The sequence below is a fragment of the Priestia sp. JV24 genome, assembly GCF_025910025.1.
GTDB classification, from domain to species: Bacteria; Bacillota; Bacilli; order Bacillales; family Bacillaceae_H; genus Priestia; species Priestia megaterium.
Map to the genome: position 1 here is coordinate 461,726 of NZ_JAPCIN010000023.1, position 19,926 is coordinate 481,651.

The 19,926-nt window shown below is 38.6% G+C and carries 21 protein-coding genes and 5 tRNA genes; 7 read left to right on the plus strand and 19 right to left on the minus strand.

From position 1 onward, the window contains the following. Positions 1–25: 25 nt before the first annotated feature. The 12 genes from phoU to OK414_RS23705 form a co-directional block, all read right to left on the minus strand. A complete protein-coding gene (gene phoU / locus OK414_RS23650) occupies positions 26–685 on the minus strand; it encodes a phosphate signaling complex protein PhoU (RefSeq protein ID WP_013059193.1) in 660 nt (219 codons plus the stop codon). A gap of 22 nt (positions 686–707) precedes the next feature. Then, the gene (gene pstB / locus OK414_RS23655) at positions 708–1,505 is read right to left on the minus strand and encodes a phosphate ABC transporter ATP-binding protein PstB (protein ID WP_370506071.1); all 798 of its coding nucleotides are present in this window, start codon (positions 1,503–1,505) and stop codon (positions 708–710) included. Between the two features lie 345 nt (positions 1,506–1,850). After that, complete coding sequence (locus OK414_RS23660; RefSeq protein ID WP_256656505.1) at positions 1,851–1,979, minus strand: hypothetical protein; 129 nt, start codon at positions 1,977–1,979, stop codon at positions 1,851–1,853. 142 nt (positions 1,980–2,121) lie between these two features. Further along, the gene (locus OK414_RS23665; protein WP_205661954.1) at positions 2,122–4,299 is read right to left on the minus strand and encodes a peptidoglycan D,D-transpeptidase FtsI family protein; all 2,178 of its coding nucleotides are present in this window, start codon (positions 4,297–4,299) and stop codon (positions 2,122–2,124) included. Between the two features lie 161 nt (positions 4,300–4,460). Then, on the minus strand, positions 4,461–5,738 hold the full coding sequence (locus OK414_RS23670; protein ID WP_013059197.1) for an MFS transporter: 1,278 nt from the start codon (positions 5,736–5,738) through the stop codon (positions 4,461–4,463). Positions 5,739–5,867: 129 nt separating this feature from the next. Then, positions 5,868–6,476 (minus strand): superoxide dismutase SodA, encoded by a 609-nt coding sequence (sodA, locus tag OK414_RS23675; protein ID WP_034648906.1) that lies wholly within the window; start codon positions 6,474–6,476, stop codon positions 5,868–5,870. Positions 6,477–6,673: 197 nt separating this feature from the next. After that, positions 6,674–6,766: transfer RNA gene (locus OK414_RS23680), tRNA-Ser, on the minus strand. A gap of 11 nt (positions 6,767–6,777) precedes the next feature. Further along, positions 6,778–6,854: transfer RNA gene (locus OK414_RS23685), tRNA-Ile, on the minus strand. Between the two features lie 3 nt (positions 6,855–6,857). Further along, positions 6,858–6,932 (minus strand) — tRNA-Asn (locus OK414_RS23690). Between the two features lie 40 nt (positions 6,933–6,972). Then, a tRNA-Met gene (locus OK414_RS23695) sits at positions 6,973–7,046 on the minus strand. Position 7,047: 1 nt separating this feature from the next. Then, positions 7,048–7,122, minus strand: a tRNA-Asn gene (locus OK414_RS23700). Positions 7,123–7,184: 62 nt separating this feature from the next. Next, complete coding sequence (locus tag OK414_RS23705) at positions 7,185–7,670, minus strand: DUF456 domain-containing protein (RefSeq protein WP_034648904.1); 486 nt, start codon at positions 7,668–7,670, stop codon at positions 7,185–7,187. A gap of 347 nt (positions 7,671–8,017) precedes the next feature. Between OK414_RS23705 and OK414_RS23710 the strand changes: the two genes are divergently transcribed. Further along, positions 8,018–8,809, plus strand: a complete 792-nt coding sequence (locus tag OK414_RS23710; RefSeq protein WP_034648900.1) for a DUF1189 domain-containing protein — start codon at positions 8,018–8,020, stop codon at positions 8,807–8,809. Positions 8,810–8,956: 147 nt separating this feature from the next. On the opposite strand, the gene OK414_RS23715 is transcribed toward OK414_RS23710, so the two are convergent. Then, the gene (locus tag OK414_RS23715; RefSeq protein WP_034648898.1) at positions 8,957–10,168 is read right to left on the minus strand and encodes an MFS transporter; all 1,212 of its coding nucleotides are present in this window, start codon (positions 10,166–10,168) and stop codon (positions 8,957–8,959) included. Between the two features lie 76 nt (positions 10,169–10,244). Here OK414_RS23715 and OK414_RS23720 point away from each other — a divergent pair, with 76 nt between their 5' ends. Together OK414_RS23720 and ispG are read left to right on the plus strand one after the other, a co-directional pair. Next, positions 10,245–10,577, plus strand: coding sequence for a hypothetical protein (locus tag OK414_RS23720; RefSeq protein WP_034648895.1), 333 nt, complete (start codon positions 10,245–10,247; stop codon positions 10,575–10,577). Between the two features lie 151 nt (positions 10,578–10,728). Continuing rightward, positions 10,729–11,832 (plus strand): flavodoxin-dependent (E)-4-hydroxy-3-methylbut-2-enyl-diphosphate synthase, encoded by a 1,104-nt coding sequence (ispG, locus tag OK414_RS23725; protein ID WP_201763664.1) that lies wholly within the window; start codon positions 10,729–10,731, stop codon positions 11,830–11,832. 37 nt (positions 11,833–11,869) lie between these two features. Here the strand turns inward: ispG and OK414_RS23730 are convergent, their stop codons facing one another. Next, the gene (locus tag OK414_RS23730) at positions 11,870–12,235 is read right to left on the minus strand and encodes a hypothetical protein (protein WP_013059205.1); all 366 of its coding nucleotides are present in this window, start codon (positions 12,233–12,235) and stop codon (positions 11,870–11,872) included. 261 nt (positions 12,236–12,496) lie between these two features. Between OK414_RS23730 and OK414_RS23735 the strand changes: the two genes are divergently transcribed. Continuing rightward, the gene (locus OK414_RS23735) at positions 12,497–13,072 is read left to right on the plus strand and encodes a 5' nucleotidase, NT5C type (RefSeq protein WP_013085038.1); all 576 of its coding nucleotides are present in this window, start codon (positions 12,497–12,499) and stop codon (positions 13,070–13,072) included. 30 nt (positions 13,073–13,102) lie between these two features. Here the strand turns inward: OK414_RS23735 and OK414_RS23740 are convergent, their stop codons facing one another. From OK414_RS23740 to OK414_RS23750, 3 genes are read right to left on the minus strand one after another with little or no spacing between them, the layout of a single operon-like run. Further along, entirely contained in the window at positions 13,103–13,516 is a 414-nt protein-coding gene (locus OK414_RS23740; protein WP_034648891.1) for a Fur family transcriptional regulator, read from the minus strand. Beyond that, positions 13,513–14,355: a metal ABC transporter permease gene (locus OK414_RS23745; RefSeq protein ID WP_047932605.1), complete on the minus strand. Its 843-nt coding sequence runs from the start codon at positions 14,353–14,355 to the stop codon at positions 13,513–13,515. Before OK414_RS23745 ends, OK414_RS23740 begins: the two co-directional genes overlap by 4 nt. Continuing rightward, entirely contained in the window at positions 14,352–15,131 is a 780-nt protein-coding gene (locus OK414_RS23750; protein WP_013059209.1) for a metal ABC transporter ATP-binding protein, read from the minus strand. The genes OK414_RS23745 and OK414_RS23750 overlap by 4 nt, the downstream gene beginning before the upstream one ends. Before the next feature lie 273 nt (positions 15,132–15,404). Between OK414_RS23750 and OK414_RS23755 the strand changes: the two genes are divergently transcribed. Beyond that, positions 15,405–15,656: a DUF2624 domain-containing protein gene (locus tag OK414_RS23755; protein WP_013059210.1), complete on the plus strand. Its 252-nt coding sequence runs from the start codon at positions 15,405–15,407 to the stop codon at positions 15,654–15,656. A 49-nt stretch (positions 15,657–15,705) separates the two neighbouring features. Here the strand turns inward: OK414_RS23755 and OK414_RS23760 are convergent, their stop codons facing one another. Together OK414_RS23760 and OK414_RS23765 are read right to left on the minus strand one after the other, a co-directional pair. Then, complete coding sequence (locus tag OK414_RS23760; RefSeq protein WP_034648887.1) at positions 15,706–16,593, minus strand: deoxyribonuclease IV; 888 nt, start codon at positions 16,591–16,593, stop codon at positions 15,706–15,708. A 28-nt stretch (positions 16,594–16,621) separates the two neighbouring features. Further along, the gene (locus OK414_RS23765; RefSeq protein ID WP_013059212.1) at positions 16,622–17,941 is read right to left on the minus strand and encodes a DEAD/DEAH box helicase; all 1,320 of its coding nucleotides are present in this window, start codon (positions 17,939–17,941) and stop codon (positions 16,622–16,624) included. 176 nt (positions 17,942–18,117) lie between these two features. Here OK414_RS23765 and OK414_RS23770 point away from each other — a divergent pair, with 176 nt between their 5' ends. Beyond that, positions 18,118–18,831, plus strand: a complete 714-nt coding sequence (locus OK414_RS23770) for a YqfQ family protein (protein WP_234943173.1) — start codon at positions 18,118–18,120, stop codon at positions 18,829–18,831. Positions 18,832–18,959: 128 nt separating this feature from the next. Further along, entirely contained in the window at positions 18,960–19,910 is a 951-nt protein-coding gene (locus OK414_RS23775; protein WP_016765582.1) for a 4-hydroxy-3-methylbut-2-enyl diphosphate reductase, read from the plus strand. The last annotated feature ends 16 nt before the right edge of the window (positions 19,911–19,926 follow it).

Sequence of the window (19,926 nt, forward strand, 5' to 3'; positions counted from 1 at the left end):
TCGCTTATTAGAAGAGGTTTTTCTACTATTCGTTTAAGTCGTAGCGTTTGCCTTTTACAAGGTAAAATACGCTTTCTGCTACGTTAGTGGTATGATCAGCCATACGCTCTAAATAGCGGGCTACAAATAAAAGCTGCGTAATTTGGTTCATAGCCTCCTGCTTTTCTTTAGCAAGACTTAAAAGTTCTTTTATTGTTATTCCGTAGAGCTCATCCACTTGATCGTCCATTTCCGCTACTTTTTTAGCCAGCACAAGATCTTCCTCGTGATAAGCTTTTAACGAAAGGCTCAACATTTCAATCGAAATATCGTGCATTTTCTTTACGTGTTCTAACGGCTTAATTAATTCTTCGTTTCCAATTCGTATAGCTGATTTTGCTACGTTAACCGCAAAATCTGCCATACGCTCAACATCCGAAGCAATTTTAATTGCCACAATGATACGTCTTAAATCGATAGCCACCGGCTGCTGCTTTGCGATCAGTAAGATAGCTAGGTCATTAATTTCTTCTTCTAAGTCATCCACGTATGAATCGCCGTCGATAATTTCTAGCGCCAGCTCAACGTTGCTTGTTTGCAACGCTTCAATTGATTTTGATAGCGCCTCATGCGTTAAGCGCCCTATTTCTAATAATTTTTCACGTAATATCTTTAAATCACCATGAAACTTTTCGCGTACAACCACTCATCCCATCTCCTTGTATGTCTTAACCAAAACGACCTGTAATATAATCTTCTGTGCGTTTATCAGATGGCATTGAGAAGATTTTATCTGTTTCTGCGTACTCTACCACTTCTCCATTTAAGAAAAATGCTGTTTTATCTGAAATACGTGCCGCTTGCTGCATATTATGGGTAACAATAATAATGCTGAAGTCTTTCTTTAATTCTTGTACTAACTCTTCTACTTTTAATGTTGAAATTGGATCGAGCGCAGAAGTAGGCTCATCCATTAAAATAACGTCAGGTTCAATTGCCAAGCATCGCGCAATACAGATACGCTGCTGTTGTCCACCTGACAACCCATTTGCATTTTGATTCAAACGATCTTTAACTTCGTCCCAAATAGCTGCTCCTCGTAAACTTTTTTCAACAATTTCATCTAGTTTTTTCTTGTTGCGAACACCATGAATTCTTGGACCGTACGCAATATTATCATAAATAGATTTCGGGAACGGATTTGGCTTTTGGAAAACCATTCCTACTTGCGTGCGCAGCTCTTCCACGTGGTACGATTTATCAAAAATATTTTTCCCTCTATACTCAATCTCACCTGATGTACGGACAATTGGAGTCATTTCTACCATACGATTTAACGTTTTAATATATGTTGATTTTCCGCAGCCTGATGGACCGATGATCGCGGTAACTTCGTTAGCATGAATGTCTAAATCAATATTTTTTAAGGCATGTGTGTTGCCATACCATAAATTTAAACCTTTTGTTTTATATACAATTTCTTTTGTTTGTGGAGTATTTACTTTTTCTTTGTTAGTCAATTCCATTGTTATTGCCATTGGATAATCCTCCTTCATCGTCTTTAACCGTTTTGAGCACATTAAAAGTCTCTCTATGTCTATTTAATATCTATTGTTTACTATCACTGTAAATAAATACGAGAAGCAGAAACGCTTCCCCTTATTTTGATCATTTCTATTAACCCTTACACTTACAGAATAATAGCCGACTATTAATTGTGTTTTAACTCAATGTAAAGCTTTTGTAAACAAAGGTCTATCTGCGTGTTTTTCAGGTAAAAAACTAGTTCTTACGACCCATAAATTCAATAAAAAACCATATATGTAAAGATTTCTAACAAAAAGAAGAGGTAGAGACATTACTAAATTAATTCAATCTAAAAATGGATGTATTGGATAAATAATCCAGTATGAATCACTTCCGATACCGCTGTTGATTTTCGTTCCACGGGCGGCCGGTGAGTCTCCTCGTCGCTTCGCTTTTCCTGCAGAAGTCTTCACCTTGCCCTCCAATCAACCGCTAAAAGCACCTACATACACGAAATCTACTTTCATCCTATAAATAAAAGATCCGAACAAAGTTGATTCTTAATCAACTTTGTTCGGATCTTACTTCAACTAATATGCTTTTGTCCCAGCCTCTTTAATTGGCGTCGTTTGCAATGACAGCCTGTTGGTTCTCTTCTTGATCTTTTACTTCTTGTTCACCTTTTTTCTTTAAATCAAAATACGTATCGAGCGCAGAACGAGCAAGCTCTTTTGTAATGGTATTTGGTGCACTTGGCACAAATGCCGATGGTACCACCACAGCTACTGCAATTTCAGGATTATTTGCCGGAGCAAAGGCCACAAAGTTTGAATTATTAACTTTAATAGGGTCCCCTCCCCTAGGATTTTTCTCATAGGCTTGTGCCGTTCCTGATTTACCAGCAGGATTATAGTTCGCTGTATGGAAAGCTGCATATCCTGTACCGCCTTGTTCTTGCGTAACGCGCTTAAAACCACTTTGAACATCTTTAATGTATTGTTCTTTCATCGTAATACGATTTAACACATCAGGTTCAAATGAATGCTGCGTACCGCCAATTTCATCGGTTTTAATCGTTGGTTTTCGGATTTCTTTTACTAGCTGCGGCTTAATACGATACCCTCCATTAGCTATTGCAGAAGTATATTGAACAAGCTGCAGCGGCGTGTACGTATCATACTGACCAATTCCTAAATCAAGCGCCGTACCTGGAACATCGCTTCCACCTTGGACACCTGTTGATTCGTTATCAAGGTCTATGCCTGTTGATACGCCTAAGCCGAACTGACTGTAGTAAGAACGCAGTTCGCTGAATGTATCAGGTTTAATCGGTAAAGTCATGTTTTTATGATACTGTAACCCAGCCATAGCCATTACCGTTTTAAACATAAATACGTTGGATGAATATTTTAACGCAGATGAATACGTTAAGGGTCCTAACCCTTCGGCCTCAGCTGATTTTTTAACCGGTGTTCCTTTAATTTTTAACGGTTCATCAACGAACACTGTGTTTGGCTTAATAGCTCCTGAATCTAAGCCGGCTAAAACCGTTGCTCCTTTTACAACAGAGCCCATTGTATAAGATGTTGAAATATTTCCTAATGCAAAATCTTCTATTTTAGGCGCTCCAGTCTTCTTATCAATGGTGTATTTTTTACCTGCCATTGTTAAAATTTCTCCTGTGTGAGGATCCATCATAATAACAAAAGCACGGTCTAAAAATTGCGTTCCTTTCATTTGCTTTTTGGCTAAAAGCTGGTCCGTAATTTGCTTTTCTACCGCTTTTTGAAGCTCCATATCAATAGTTAAAACCAAATCACTGCCGCGTTCACCTTTAGACACTTGAATTGTATCAAGGAGATTTCCTTTTTTATCTGTTACATATTGGACTTTTTCTTTTTGACCGCTGAGCTGAGCTTCGTATTGCTTCTCTAAATAGCTCGTCCCAACTTGGTCATTTCGGCTATAGCCTCTTGACAAGTAATACTGTACTTTATCTTTAGGCAGTCCTTCGTTGGCAGATGATACATTTCCAAGCAAAGTACGAAGAGTACTGTTTTCTGGGTATGAGCGATCCCAATACGTTGTTGTATCAACACCTGGAAGTTCATCTAAGTGTTCACTTACAACGGCATACTCTTCATTTGTCACACCGCTCTTAACAATTTGCGGGGTGTTAGAGTAACCTGCCTCCATTTGGCGCTTAATAGCGAGAACTTCTAAATCACTCTTTAGACTTTCTAAATCTTTTTTAGAGATGCGGTCTAACTGACGTTGATACAGTTCGTCATCAGTCATTTCACCATCTTGAACTTTTTTGCGATCAGCTTGCGTAATTTTCTGTTCCGCTTCTTTAGGGTGAATCATAATCCAATAATCCTTCATATCGCGTTCTGTAATTTTTACCACATTTTTAGCATCTTTATTCTTTTTATTTTCCGGAATATCAATCACATTTGTGGTGTAAGGAACATCGATCATAGTGGCTAACTTTTTAGCGATGCGCAGCCTTTCTTCAGCTGTATTTCCTTGAAAACGAGTATATGTAATCGTATTTAAAGAGGTATTATCTACAATTACGCGGTTATAACGATCGTACATTTTCCCTCGAGGAACAGGCGTACTGACCGTAACGTCCTGTGTTTTTTCCACTTCTCGTTCGTAATTCTCACCGTATACAATTTGAACAAGTCCCAACCGCAAAATTAATACGGAAAATAGGGCAAATACGGTCAAGAAAAGTAAGTTCACACGAAAAGGCACGTGACTTTTTCTTCTTTTTTTCTTTTTCATACCAACACCTACACTTTATAAAACATATATACCATAACACCATAAAATCAGCCATTTAGCAAATAAATAGACACCTGGCAGGTGCCTATTTACACAACGTATTTATTCTAAAAGAAAAGCGAAGCATTTTCCATAGTACAAATGAAGGAGCTGACAACACTCTAAGCTGGAGACTCTCCGTCTCCTTCATTTAATACCGGAGGAGTAACAGTCGTTTCTTTTTTGTGCAGAGGCTGTGAGATATGTCTCACACAAAAATAAATGATCGTATGCCCTGCTCCAACAATAGCTAATAAAATGGGAATACTTTTTGCTTCATCAAAAAATAGTACAGCTATTAAAAATAAAGATATAGAAACGACGCGCCCGATATTCAGAAATACTTCTCTGACAACAATGTATTCAATTCTTTTTGAAACAACGTCTTTTGCTCGTCCAATCACATCGTACGTTAGAGAAATGAATGGAACCAATAAAATAGGATAGGCAATGGCAATACAAACAGCATATATAATTAACTTTGGATACGATAAGTTAAAGATAAGCAAAAAGACTGCTCCATAGAGAAGGAGGCCCCCTGTGAAGATAAACCGAAGGCGATTTTTTTGCTTAATAAACCTTGAGGCAACATAGTATCCCACAAATGCAACCGCTGAATTTACCAGTCCATATGTTCCTAAAGCTAATTCACTTCCCGTCGTAATAAATACCATGACGGATACAACAAAAATGAACGTACCTTCACGCAACCCTTGAAAGAAATGAGCCTGCAATATTCGATTCCAGTCTTTATTGACTTTTCGTTCAGCCCATACCTCTTTAAATTTGTATACTCCTTCCGCTGCGCGTCTTGTAATAAAAAAACTAAGCACAACGGCACCGATAAACAATAGCAGCGATACACCAAACACAATTTTATACCCAAGTGATTCATACAAAGCGGAAATAACAAAGCCCGCTCCTAAAGGACCAATCATCCCTGCAAAAGAGTTTAAGATCCCTAAAAATCCGTTAAAAAAGTCTCTTGTATCCGGTTCTGTAATTTCAAAAGTTAGCACATTAAAAGCTAGCCAATAAAAGCCGTATCCTATACCCAGCAGCCCACCAAGCAATACTAAATACTCGGCTGCGTTAGCTCCACTGACTAATACAGCGATATAAAAAACAGCTAAAAAAGATACACCTAACCTTAAAACCACAACCCGGTCAATTCGTTTGGCCCATTTACCTGCTAAAATAAACGTAAGCGGCTGAAGCACCACTACCGCTAAATTATAAATAGCGAGATCCGAAAATTCGCCTGATTGTTTCCACAGATAAATGTTAACAAACGAATTGGAAATTGAAATAGCCAAGGCATAAAGACCGCCTATAATTAAAAGCAAAAGTAAATCTTTACTAACTTCTACATCTCCAACTACTTTTTTTAATAAAGGCATATCAAAAAACTCCTTTTCTCTTCTACACCTAGTGTGTGAAAAAGAAAAGGAGATATGTAAAAGAATTGGAAAACAAAAAAGCCAGTAAAGGTAATAATTACTTTACTGGCTCTTAAATACGTCTTTAGCTTATTTTGCAGCGTCGTAACGCTTAGCAACTTCGTCCCATTTTACAACATTAAAGAATGCTGAAATGTAATCTGGACGGCGGTTTTGGTAATTTAAGTAGTAAGCGTGCTCCCAAACGTCTAGACCAAGAATTGGCGTTTTACCTTCCATTAATGGGCTATCTTGGTTTGGTGTGCTTGTTACTTCTAAATCGCCGTTGTTTACAACTAACCAAGCCCAGCCAGAACCGAAGCGAGTTTTAGCTGCATTTGCAAATTCTTCTTTGAATTGATCAAAGCTGCCGAATTTGCTAGCGATAGCGTCTGCTAATTCACCAGTTGGAGCACCGCCGCCGTTAGGGCAAAGGATTGTCCAAAATAATGAGTGGTTCGCATGACCGCCACCGTTATTGCGTACTGCTGTACGGATATCTTCAGGAACAGCATCTAAGTTTGAAATTAACTCTTCAATACTTTTGCTTTCTAAATCCCCTTTGCCTTCAACAGCAGCGTTTAGATTTGTAACATATGTGTTGTGATGTTTTGTGTGGTGAATATTCATTGTTTCTTTGTCGATATGTGGTTCCAGTGCATCGTATGCATAAGGTAGTTCTGGTAATTTGTAAGCCATGAATAATTCCTCCTTCAAAATATGTAAGCATTTTGGCGCGAAAGCACCATATACGTTTAGATTAGCAAATTTACCCTACTGTTTCAAATAAAAAGTTCCTAATCCATGATTTATATTTACCTAATTCCCATTCGCTATTCTTTTAAACATAAAAAAAGCTTCTTTTTCTCAAAAGAAGCTTTGAATAGACGATAGTATGGCGGAGGAAGAGGGATTCGAACCCCCGCGGGCTTTAACACCCCTGTCGGTTTTCAAGACCGATCCCTTCAGCCGGACTTGGGTATTCCTCCAACCTTATAAATGGTGGACCCTGCAGGACTCGAACCTGCGACCGGACGGTTATGAGCCGTCTGCTCTAACCAGCTGAGCTAAGGGTCCACATGGCTCCACAGGTAGGACTCGAACCTACGACCGATCGGTTAACAGCCGATAGCTCTACCACTGAGCTACTGTGGAACAATATGAATTATGTAAGTCACAAACGTAAATTGGAAAATAGCGGCGGAGGGGATCGAACCCCCGACCTCACGGGTATGAACCGTACGCTCTAGCCAGCTGAGCTACACCGCCATGGCTCCACAGGTAGGACTCGAACCTACGACCGATCGGTTAACAGCCGATAGCTCTACCACTGAGCTACTGTGGAACAATATAACATTTACTAGCGACATTAAAAATTTAACATGTTTCTAGTCTAAAGTCAATATATTATTTTAAAACAGCGTATAAAAAATAGGCAATCATCAGCAGTTGAATAAATCCTTTTGAAATAGCACCACTAAAAAAGCCAATAACCGAACCTACTCCAATTTTTACTGCGTTGCTAATTGTAGTCCGATGAACAATCAGTTCTCCTACAATCGCTCCGATAAACGGCCCTAAAATAATTCCAAATCCCGGAATGACAAACGGACCTACAAGCAGCCCAACTGTACTTCCCCAAACACCTGCTTTAGTGCCTCCGAATTTTTTCACACCAATAATATTAGCTATATAGTCTGCTAAAAAAAGTGCGACAACTAACAATCCTTGTACCACCCAAAATAACCAGCTATAGGAGCTAAAATCATAAAATAAACCGTATATAACAAATCCTAGAGCTACAAATAGCACGCTCGGGATAATGGGATAAACCAACCCAACAAACGATACAACAAAGCTAACGATAATTAATACCCAACATAAAATAGCCATGCCCGCACCTATCCTTTTTATTATTACTATTTATCATACAATAACCACTCCTATAAAGAAAGACCTTGCACGACGAGTACTTCCTTTATTTCACTTTCGAATACCTCTTCAAATAATAATTTTCGAGTGTACCTCTGCAATATTAACAGCACGGTCCTCAAGGCGCCCGTAATATCAAAAAAAACAATGACGGCAAAACCTGTACATATACGCATAAAATGTGCTTGTAACATAACGCTCCACCGCATCATTGTAATTGGTAACGGTTTCTAAAATCTATTGTAAACCTTAAATTTTCGCTATAAAATAAGGTATAATAAGAATCTTCAATAAGAGGAGGCTTTACAATGAGCATGCTGAAAAAGATGGCATGGAGTTTTATTTCCTTCAAAAAAATAAGGTCGCTTCGCTTTGAGCATACGAATAAAACAATTGGTTTTGTGCTGTTTCTAACATTTATTTCTTTGCTGCCTACATTTTTCTTTATGACTTTGACGATTGTAAACGGCTATCATATCGCTACTACAGATCTTCCGAAATCTGTTTCTTCTTTTTCTATTTCAAACTCACAGCTTACGTCAAGTCAACCTTTCACAAAAAAAGTAAACGGTACCGCTTTTATCTTAAACCCCTCACAGTCTATTGAACGATTTCATTCCCCTGCTCATGCCATTGGTTTTTTAAAGGATGGAATTTACATCACGACTAATTCACAAACACAAACGTATTCATATGAGTTGCTAAACTGGCATCATAAAGATAAAAATGAACTGTTAAACTTGCTGCACGAACAAAAATTTTCTTTATACATACTTGTCCCTATCGCTATGCTTTTACTGTACGTATTAACATCTGGACTAAACTTCCTTTCTATTACCTGCCTTGCTTATCTTGGAAAGCTGATTGCACTCATTGCTAAAAAGCAGCTTCCTTTCAAGCAGCTATGGGCACTGAGCGCTTATAGTACGGTAGCCTTCACACTGCTTTATACGCTTTTTGAAGCTTTTTCTTTGTCTCTAGCACTACATAGCTCTCTTTACTGGATAGGAACATTCTTCATTTACTTGTTGCTCGTCACAAGGGTTCCTATAAGAAGAAAGGTAAAACCTAATAAAGATGCTGGGACAAACGTATTTTAGTTGAAGGAGAATCCAAACGAGGAATCTAGATTCTTGATAGAGAATCCACCTCTTTTGGATTTTTTTATTGATATGGTGAACGCAGGTTTCATGTATGCGGCTGCTTCTAGCTGGTGATTGGAGTGATTTAGTTAAGTCTCAGCCTCTTTATTTCGGTACAACTTTTTTTCTTCCCATTGCACAAGGAAGAATTTTCAACTGATACAAAACCCACAAACCTCCTGCTGTGAGCAGAATAAAGCTGTAAACAAACATCAGCCTTTCAGCATGCATCCACACTTCAAAAACAACAGGTCCCAACGCTACTCCTAAAAATCTCACCGTTCCATAAATGGATACAATAAACCCTCTTTCTTCGTCTGAAGCCGCTGAAGTAATCATCATATTAATACACGGAAGAACAAATCCTAAGCCGCCAAAGGCGACTGTCAAACAAAACATCAGAACAGGAAGCGTATAAATAATCGTTAATACTCCAAACATCAGGAATAAAAGAGTTATCCCTACTATCATTAATTTTTTCATGAGCTCTACATCTGTTTTGATGCGTTGACCGGTCCAATAAGAAACGAGCGTCATCGCACCAAGAGGAAATAAAAAAGCGGTTCCTTTAAAAAAACCGTCTATATGATACGTTTCCTCTATTAGAAAAGATAAATAATATAAAATACCAAATAATAAAAACAACCCCAATCCCCCGACAAAGAATAAAGGAAAAAGCGATTTTCTTTTATTATAGACAATCCCATTGGCTCTCTTTAAATATTCTTGAACAGATACTGAATCCGAACCTGTTTTCCCTTCTCTCACATACAGCACTATACCTACTAAAGCAGCACCTGCAGCTAAAGGATAGACAAAAAACGCGGCATACCATACGACGAGTGCTACCGATGCTCCAATTATCGGCGCAACCACTTTTCCAACTCCGTTATACACTTCTAAAATCCCGAGGACTTTTGCTCTTTTTTCCCCTGTAAATACATCTCCAGTTAATGCCATTGCCAACGTTGTAGTACCTGCAGCTCCAATCCCTTGAATGACTCTGCCTGCCATCAACACAGCAAAGCTTCCAGAAGAGAATGAAGCACTACTAGCAGCGATGACACTACCTATTATCATCATGACGAGTGAATATATGATTAACTTTTTACGCCCATACCGGTCTGATAAAATCCCTACGGCAGGGATACACAATGCAGCTGGAATCGAAAATGCACTCAGTATCAAACTGGTTTGAACTCCGCTTAAGTGAAGTGACTTTTGAATGCTTGGCAGCAGAGGAATGAGCATGGAATTTCCCAGCACCATGATTAAAGGCAATAAGCCTAATGAAACAATCATTAATTTTTCTTTCAATTTTCGTTCTCCAATCATATTTAAGTAAGACAAGCATAGGCTTTACACATAAGCAAAAGAATGAAGGAGGAGCATAATGAAAAAGCTATGTGCATTAGCCGCTTTCGCTTTTATCGGATATATTTGTCACTACGACATTAAATACGGGACCATTCCCACTGCTACTGAAGCAGTTCAAGTCAGCAAAGCGCAGCCTGCAGAAACAAAAGCCGCCAGCTCTTCTTCCACCTATACAAAAATAAAAATTAAGCCAGGCGATACAGTTTTGTCCATCATTGAGGAGCTTACAAAAAAATCGATACCGGTTTCTATGAACCAAATGATTACAGACTTCAAAAAGTTAAATAACGGTACAGCGCCTGAGGATATTCAAATTGGAAAAACGTATAAGTTCCCTATTTACAAGTAATGACAGCATTCTTCTTGTCAAGATGGGATAGTCATTGTTAAAATAGCTAAGGTAGCACTTTCTACTAGTTATTTTGTTCATAAAGAGTTATTCTATTAATGAATTCAAATTCTTGATTTCATTTTGAAGGAGAGATTATCACGTGAGTGAAATTATACATCGTACAAAAACACGCCCCGTTAAAGTTGGAGATTTAACAATCGGAGGCAGCAACGAGTTAGTTATTCAAAGTATGACAACCACTAAGACACATGATGTTGAAGCAACGGTTGCAGAAATTAAACGTTTAGAAGAAGCAGGATGCCAAGTTGTTCGTGTTGCTTGTCCAGACGAGCGCGCAGCAGATGCAATCCCTGAAATTAAAAAACGCATTAACATTCCATTAGTTGTGGATATTCATTTTGACTACCGCTTAGCATTAAAAGCAATTGAAGGCGGAGCGGATAAAATCCGTATCAACCCTGGTAATATCGGTCGCCGTGAAAAAGTGGAAGCTGTTGTAAATGCTGCAAAAGCTAAAAATATTCCAATTCGTATTGGAGTTAACGCTGGTTCACTTGAAAAACGTATTTTAGATAAATACGGCTATCCGACAGCAGATGGCATGGTAGAAAGTGCACTTCATCACATTAAAATTTTAGAAGACCTTGATTTCCATGACATCATCGTTTCAATGAAAGCATCGGATGTTAACTTGGCAATTGAAGCTTATGAAAAAGCTGCTCAAGCATTTGACTACCCTCTTCACTTAGGAATTACAGAATCGGGTACATTATTTGCAGGAACTGTAAAAAGTGCAGCAGGGCTTGGCGCTATTTTATCTAAAGGAATCGGAAATACATTACGTATTTCTTTAAGTGCGGATCCTGTAGAAGAAGTAAAAGTTGCGCGCGAATTACTAAAATCATTTGGTTTAGCTTCCAATGCCGCAACGCTTATTTCTTGCCCAACTTGCGGACGTATTGAAATTGATTTAATTAGCATTGCTAATGAAGTTGAAGAGTATATTTCAACTGTAAAAGCACCGATTAAAGTAGCGGTACTTGGCTGCGCTGTAAACGGTCCTGGTGAAGCTCGTGAAGCTGATATCGGGATTGCGGGAGCACGCGGTGAAGGTCTACTATTCCGCAAAGGCGAAATCGTACGCAAAGTTCCTGAAGAAACAATGGTTGAGGAACTAAAAAAAGAAATTGATAAAATTGCTGCTGAATATCACGCAAAGCAAGAAGCTGAAAAAGCTGCAGCTAAATCATAACTAAAAAAAGCGAGGCGCATATGCGCCTCGCTTTTTTTTATGAAAAGAACGGTAATATAAACGTACCGACAATAATCGATACAACTCCGATCCCTATTGCCCATGCTCCTAGCGTAAGTGCTCCTTTTCTGCGTGCGATAAACCCTAGAATAATCCCAGCGGCACCAAGAATAATTGGTAAAAAGAATAGTGAAAGAATCGAAAGCACGAGTGCGAAACGACCGTATCCCGTTCCTTCTCCTCGCCCAGCGACTTCATGATTGCGATTGCGATCAATATCTATAACTTCACGCTCTGCATGAGGCTCTCCTACTCGGTAAGGAACGCCCACTTCAGCTGCAGTTTCTTCCATGAAATCAGCTTCATATACATCTTTTCTACGCCTTTGTTCTTCATTCTCCATGCTTAATCCCTCGCTTTCGTAAATAAGGAGCATTTATAGTATCTGAATGCGAGAAAAAATTATAAGTGTCAATCTTATACAGCCGCTCACTCTCTTACAAGAAATAGGTACAGACGCAATATCACCAGGCTATGCAGTGATCATTACGCTTTGCCAAAGGCGTATAAAAAGTATTACTGTTTCTCTTTGGGCTTTATGTTACACTAGACAAGAATAGTCAAGCACCTAAGTAGAATAAACGTATTAAAGGAGTGCACGTAGTTGACGAAAAAGTTTGGAATTGACATTGATGGAACTGTTACTTCTCCTGAAACTTTTGTTCCTCATTTAAATAAAGCCTTTAACTTAAATTTAACACTTGAAGACATTACAGAATATGATTTCAGCCCTTTTGTAAATGTATCACCTGCAGAACTCGGGAAATGGTTTAAAGCAAATGAACGCTCTATTTACGAAACCTCTCCACTTGCAGACGATGCAAAAGCTGTTTTGCAAAAATGGCATCAAAAGCACGAATTATTCTTTATTAGTGCAAGGCACGATAAGCTATTGGACGTCACGGAAGAATGGTTTCAAAAAAATGAACTATCGTTTCATCACATTGAGTTAGTCGGTTCTCATTTTAAAGTTGAAACAGCAAAACGATATGATGTTGATATCTTTTTTGAAGACAAACATGATAATGCTTGTGAAATCAGTGAAGAATGCAATATCCCCGTTATCTTATTTGATACTCCTTATAATCGCTTACCTGTTCCAAAAGGAGTGGTTCGCGTATACAATTGGCTAGAAGCAGATCAGTGGGTAGCCAGCTGGTTAAAAGAACAGCAAAAATAAAAAAGAGAGGTGCATAACGCCCTCTCTTTTTTATTGATTACATTCTATACATTGACCGTAAATTTCAAATTTATGGCCTGTAATATTGTATCCTCGCAAATCCTCGTCTACATGCTCCATCGGACAAGCTTCAATTTCTTTTGTTTTTCCACAATCTAAACAAATGAAGTGGTGATGATGATGGGCGGTTGCACATTTAAATCGAAAGTGCTTTTCGCTCGAAAGCTCCGTCATTTCAAGTACGCCTAACTCCACAAACAATGATAAATTACGGTAAATTGTATCAAAACTCAGACCGGGATAATCAGGCTTCATATATTCCAATACATCTTTTGCCGTTAAGTACTTATTTGATTTTGAAAACAAGGCAAGCATTTCTTCACGCTTTCCTGTATGTTTATATCCTTGATCTTTTAATAAATGAATGGCTTCAGTTAAATTCATTTTTGTTTCCCCTTCCGTCCTTTATTAATCATAATAGATATGATTAAAATAACAACAGCAATGACAACAATTGTACCGCCTGGTGCTAAATCCAAGTAGTACGCTGAAAATAATCCGCCTAAAACAGATATTTCACCAAAAATCACCGAAAGCAGAATCGTTTGTTTAAAGCCCCTAGCTAAGCGAATGCTTGCTGCTACAGGAAGAGTCATAAGAGATGACACTAATAAAATACCGACGATACGCATCGATACAGCAATGACAAGAGCAACCATCACAATAAATAAAAAGTGCATCCACTTCGATTTAATCCCAGAAGCAGAAGCGTGCTCTTCGTCAAAAGATAAAATAAACAATTCTTTATATAAGAAAAAGACAATAGCTATAACAAATACGGCTATGACAATAACTGTCCAAAGATCCGAACGACTCACCGCACTTACGCTTCCAAACAAATAGTTCATTAAATCATTATTAAAACCGTCCGCCAGCGAGATACAAATTGCACTAATACCAATTCCGCCCGATAAAATAATCGGAATGGCCAGCTCTTGATAATGCTTGTAGACGCTTCGAAGTTTTTCAATAAAAAGAGCGCCTGTAACGGAAGATACCATCCCTAAATAGACGGGGTTCACTCCTTGCATAAACCCTATTTTCTGACTAAGAAGCAAGCTCGCAGAAATCCCCGCTAGCGTCACGTGACTTAACGCGTCTGCAATTAAAGAAAGACGTCTTACTACGATGAACGTGCCCAATAAAGGAGCTAAGACGCCAATAATCATACCGGTTAAAAATGCATTTCGTAAAAACTCAAATTGAAATAAACTGCTTATCATACGTGCTGCCCTCCATGATGATGATCATGGGTTAACACATGAACATTATGACCATAAAACATAGATACGTCATGTTCACAAAGCTGTTCGAATTCTTTGGCATTCCCATGAAAGTGTAGAAATTTATTTAAACAAGCAACGTGGGTTACTTTTTCTGAGACAGTGCCAATATCGTGAGTAACAAGCACAAGCGTAATTCCTTTTTCTTTATTTAACTTTTCAAGAAGCTCATAAAAAGTGTACACATTTTGTGCATCCACTCCGACTGTTGGCTCATCTAAAATTAACAGCTCGGGTTCGCTGACAAGCGCGCGCGCAATAAAAATTCGCTGCTGCTGGCCACCGGATAGTTCTCCTATGTTTCGATTTAAAAATTCGCTCATCCCCACTGCTTCTACCGCTTCTTTCACTTTTTGTTTATGAGAAGCATTCATAAAGCGAAACAAACCTAATTTTGAAGTAAGACCCGTGGAAACCACTTCAAAAACGGTAGCAGGAAAGCCGCTGTTGAAACTATTCGCTTTTTGCGATACATATCCAATTTTACTTCGTTCTTTAAACCTTCTCTGATCTTTTCCAAATAAACGAATTGCACCTTGAGATGGTTTTTGCAAACCAAGCAAACATTTGATTAGCGTTGATTTCCCAGACCCATTTGGCCCAACGAGACCCAAAAAAGCTCCTTTTGGAATTGAAAAACTTATATCTTCTAATACATTTACTCCATCATATTGAAATGATAAATGATCGATTTCAATGATATCAGGTGTATTCATATGCGCCTCACCATTCTTTTTTTATATTTCTCCATACAAAAGAGGGCACGGTTTCTATCGTATACTCCGTTACCCATTTACTTTCTCAGAATCATTACGATTTAGTCATTAATGTAGTATACAGGATTGTCTTTTATTTGTAAACTAAGCCGTTTCACTCCTTCGCTTTCTTGCCTCCGTAAGTTCATCCGGCTCGAAATGTTGTTTTATTACACAATATAGTCACATCTTTCTTTTTTATTCATAAACTGTATATGACGAGGAGGTAATCATATGAAAATTGTACAGCAGATTGTCAATAAGAAAGTAAACAACATTACCCCGAAAGAGCTTTTAAAGTATAGCAAACAATACAACATCCCCATTACAGATCAGCAGGCACACACACTTGTATCCGTCATTAGACAGCAGCCCGTAAATATTTATAACCTTGAAGAGCGCCGAAATTTAATCAAACAAATTGCTCAAGTAACAGATCGTGAAACTGCCAGACGAGTGAACGAATTATTTCAGCAGTTAATGTAAAAGAAGAGGTCATGTCTATAGACATGACCTCTTTCAATCACATATGAAATTACATAAGCTTTTGTTTTAGCTCTGAATCAAAGCTTTGTGCACGAATCATATCAATTTCCAACTGATATGGCGCTTTTTTATTTTTCTTATCTTCTCCTACATAAGGAGTTTCTAGAATTTTAGGAACTTCTTTAAACGCTGGGTGATGAACAATATAATTCAGTGCACCAAATCCGATTTCACCAAATCCAATGTTTTCATGGCGGTCTTTTCGAGCACCGCGTACATTTTTACTATCATTGATGTGAAGCACTTTAATTCGCTGTATTCCTACGGTTTTGTCAAATTCATTTAATACACCGTCAAAGTCTTGAACGATATCATAACCAGCGTCATGAACGTGACATGTGTCAAAACAAACAGAGAGCTTTTCATTGTGCGTCACGCCATCAATAATCTGGGCAATTTCTTCAAAGCTTCTTCCACACTCTGTTCCTTTTCCAGCCATTGTCTCAAGCGCAATTTGAACTTCTTGATCAGCTGTCAACACTTCGTTTAGACCTTTGATAATTTGCTGAATACCGGCATCTGCTCCAGCGCCGACATGAGCTCCTGGGTGAAGAACAATTTGCTTTGCGCCAAGAGCATGGGTGCGCTGAATTTCAGACGTTAAGAAATCTACTCCAAGCTCAAATGTTTCGGGCTTTGTTGTATTTCCTAGATTAATGATATAGGGAGCATGTACAACAATATCTGTCATTCCATACTCTTTCATATGCAAAAGACCAGCTTCAATATTAAGCTCTTCAATCTTTTTGCGACGAGTATTTTGTGGAGCGCCTGTATAGATCATAAACGTATTTGCTCCGTAAGAAGCTGCCTCTTCACTTGCTCCTAAAAGCATCTTTTTGCCGCTCATTGATACATGAGAACCAATTTTCAACATTCCTTTTTACACCTCTAACCTATTGCGATTAACGATTGTTGCGTCTTTCACTACGCTTTTTCTTTTGCACATACTTTGTAATTTCACGAGCACGTTTTTTCTTGTAGCCAGGCTTTACTTTCTTCGGCTTTTGAATAAAGCGATGTGCCTCTTCTCCCACTTCATCCGCTTTCTTCACACGCTTTTTACGGCGGTTACGGTCATCGATGGAAACCCATTCTTGCTTTTGAAGATCTTTGTTTACAAACTCGATTCCCATTTTCTCTAGCTTATTTACTGCATCTTCATCTTCCACATCGAAGATTGTAGCAGCAATTCCAGAATGACCGGCACGAGCTGTACGTCCTACGCGGTGAATGTAGAAATCTAGATCTGAAGGAAGCTCAAAGTTAATGACGTGTGAAATTCCTTCAATATCAATACCGCGAGCTGCTAAATCTGTCGCTACTACGTATTGAAATTCTAAATTATTAATTTGCTTCATCATTTTCTTACGGTCACGAGGAGATAAGTCTCCGTGAATTCTTCCTACTTTTAATCCTTTAGACAGTAGGTCATCTGCTACTTCGTCCGCCATTTTCTTTGTATTTGTAAAGACGATAGCTAAATAAGGATTATAAGAAATAAGCATATCATGCAGTAGCTTAAACTTGTTACGATGACGCAGTGGAACTAATACATGCTCTAATTTAGCTGCTGCTGCTTGCTTCGGCGAAACATGCGTAAATTTTGGATTTTCCATGTATTTTTTTAAGAATGGCTTTAATTTTTCAGGAATAGTTGCTGAAAAAACAAGCATCTGTAATTTTTCAGGCATATTGCTTGCCAAACGGTCCACATCTTCTAAAAATCCCATATCAAGCATTAAATCAGCTTCGTCTACTACTAACGCCTTTGTTGTATACACAACTAACGCTTTTTCATTTACTAAATCAAACAAACGAGCCGGTGTTCCTACAACAACTTGAGGCTGCTTCTTTAATTTATCGATTGTACGCTGCTTATCTGTACCGCCGATAAAACATTTTGCTGAAATTTCTTCTCCTTCAGCACTGTGTTTTGTTAGCTTTAATACTTCTTGATAAATTTGAGAAGCAAGCTCACGAGTTGGAGCGGTGATTACAACTTGTACTTCTTCTTTTTTAGGGTCTACCTTTTCAAGTAAAGGTAATAAATAAGCGTGTGTTTTGCCGGTCCCTGTTTGCGACTGACCAATTACACTTTCCCCTTTTAAAACGGAAGGAATTAAGCGCTCCTGAATCTCTGTAGGCTGATAAAAACCTAATTGTTTAATTGCTTCTATTAAAAATGGTTGAAACTCAAAACGTTCAAAGTTTGTTTTTTCCATAATAGTCTCCTTTTTTACATTCACGTTCATCTTTTAAGGCACAATATATGATTATAATCGATTTTTCCTTCTGTGACTACTTCTCATTCATATTACTAAAACTTATTACCTGTTTCAAAAACATTTTATCGCGAGTTGCATACGATAGTAAAAGAAAATCTACTTTACTAAAGGAGGTGCGTCCTTTGCTACAGCGAAGACCACCATTTCCACCCGGTATGCAAAGAAGAATGATGCCAGGAATGCCACCACAAAACGGCTTTGGGCAACACCCTGGTAACTTTAGCCAATTTAATCCATTACAGCAGTTTCGTAACTTTGCCCAGCAAACAAATGCTCAACAATCATTTTACCCGAATCAGCAAGGCCTGAACCGTGGAGGAGGTAACTTCTTAACTCGCCTATTCCGAAGAGGCGGAAATAGAAACATACCATTTCAACAAGCGGCTGCAGCTGCTCCTCGAGGTTCTTTGTTTTCTGGCCTTTCAGGAGCCCAAGGTGCTGCAGGAGCGACTAACTCTTCTTCCCTGCTTGGAGGTTTGCAAGGATTAACGAACCCTGCTAACTTGAGCTCCATGATGGGAAATGTTCAGCGAGTACTAAAAGCAGCGGAAACGATGGGACCTATGATTCAACAATACGGACCTCTTGTCAAAAATGCTCCTTCTCTGTGGAAAATCTATCAGGCCTTGCGCTCAAGTGATAACACAGATGAAGTACTCGAAGCAGAAGGAACAGAGGTTTCTGAAACTGATGAAAGTAAAGATAGTAAGGTTTTATCAGCAGGCGCAGAAAGCACGGATTCATCCGATGATGAGCTGGATTTCTTTGAAGAAGAAATTGAACATTCATCCAGAGATCGGGTGTCTAAACCAAAACTTTATATTTGATAAATCTGCTGATTCCTTAAGGAAATACAGTGAGCAAAAAAAGAATATCTTTGTATTCTTCCTTCCTCTTTTATATAATAGAAGCGAGTTGAATTGCTCGTCAGGATTATGATGAGGAGGAAAGTGAAATGAAAGTTATTAAAATTGCACCGCGCGGCTATTGTTATGGTGTAGTAGACGCAATGGTCATTGCACGAAACGCCGCTTTAGATAAATCATTGCCTCGACCAATCTATATCTTAGGAATGATTGTTCATAATAAACACGTTACAGATGCGTTTGAAGAGGACGGCATTATCACACTGGACGGTGCTAATCGCCTGGAAATCTTAGACCAAATAAATGAAGGAACCGTTATTTTTACTGCGCACGGAGTATCTCCAGAAGTAAAAGAACGAGCAAAAGAAAAAGGCTTAACAACAATCGATGCTACATGTCCGGATGTTACAAAAACCCATGACCTTATTCGCCAAAAAGAAAAAGAAGGTTATGACGTTATTTATATCGGAAAACGAAATCATCCTGAGCCAGAAGGTGCACTTGGTATCGCGCCAGATATCGTTCATTTAATTGAAAAAGCAGAAGACGTAGCCCATTTAAATATTCAACGTGAGAAAATCATTGTAACAAATCAGACAACAATGAGTCAGTGGGACGTTGCAGAAGTAATGGAAAAGGTAAAAGAAAAATATCCGCACGCTGAAGTTCACAAGGAAATTTGTTTAGCTACACAAGTTCGCCAAGAAGCTGTAGCCGAGCAAGCAGGTGAAGCAGATGTTACAATTGTTGTAGGAGATCCTAAAAGTAACAATTCAAACCGTTTAGCTCAAGTATCAATGGAGATTGCCGGCACTGAGGCATATCGTATCGGTGACATCTCAGAGCTGCAGGTTGAATGGTTGATGAATGCGAAAACGGTAGCTGTTACGGCAGGCGCATCTACCCCTACTCCAATTACAAAAGAGGTCATCAATTTTCTAGATCAGTTCGATCCAGAAGATGAAACAACGTGGACACGTGAAAAAAGCGTGCCTCTTTCAAAGATTTTACCAAAAGTTCGAACAAAAAAATCGTCTTAATAGACACAAAAGAAGG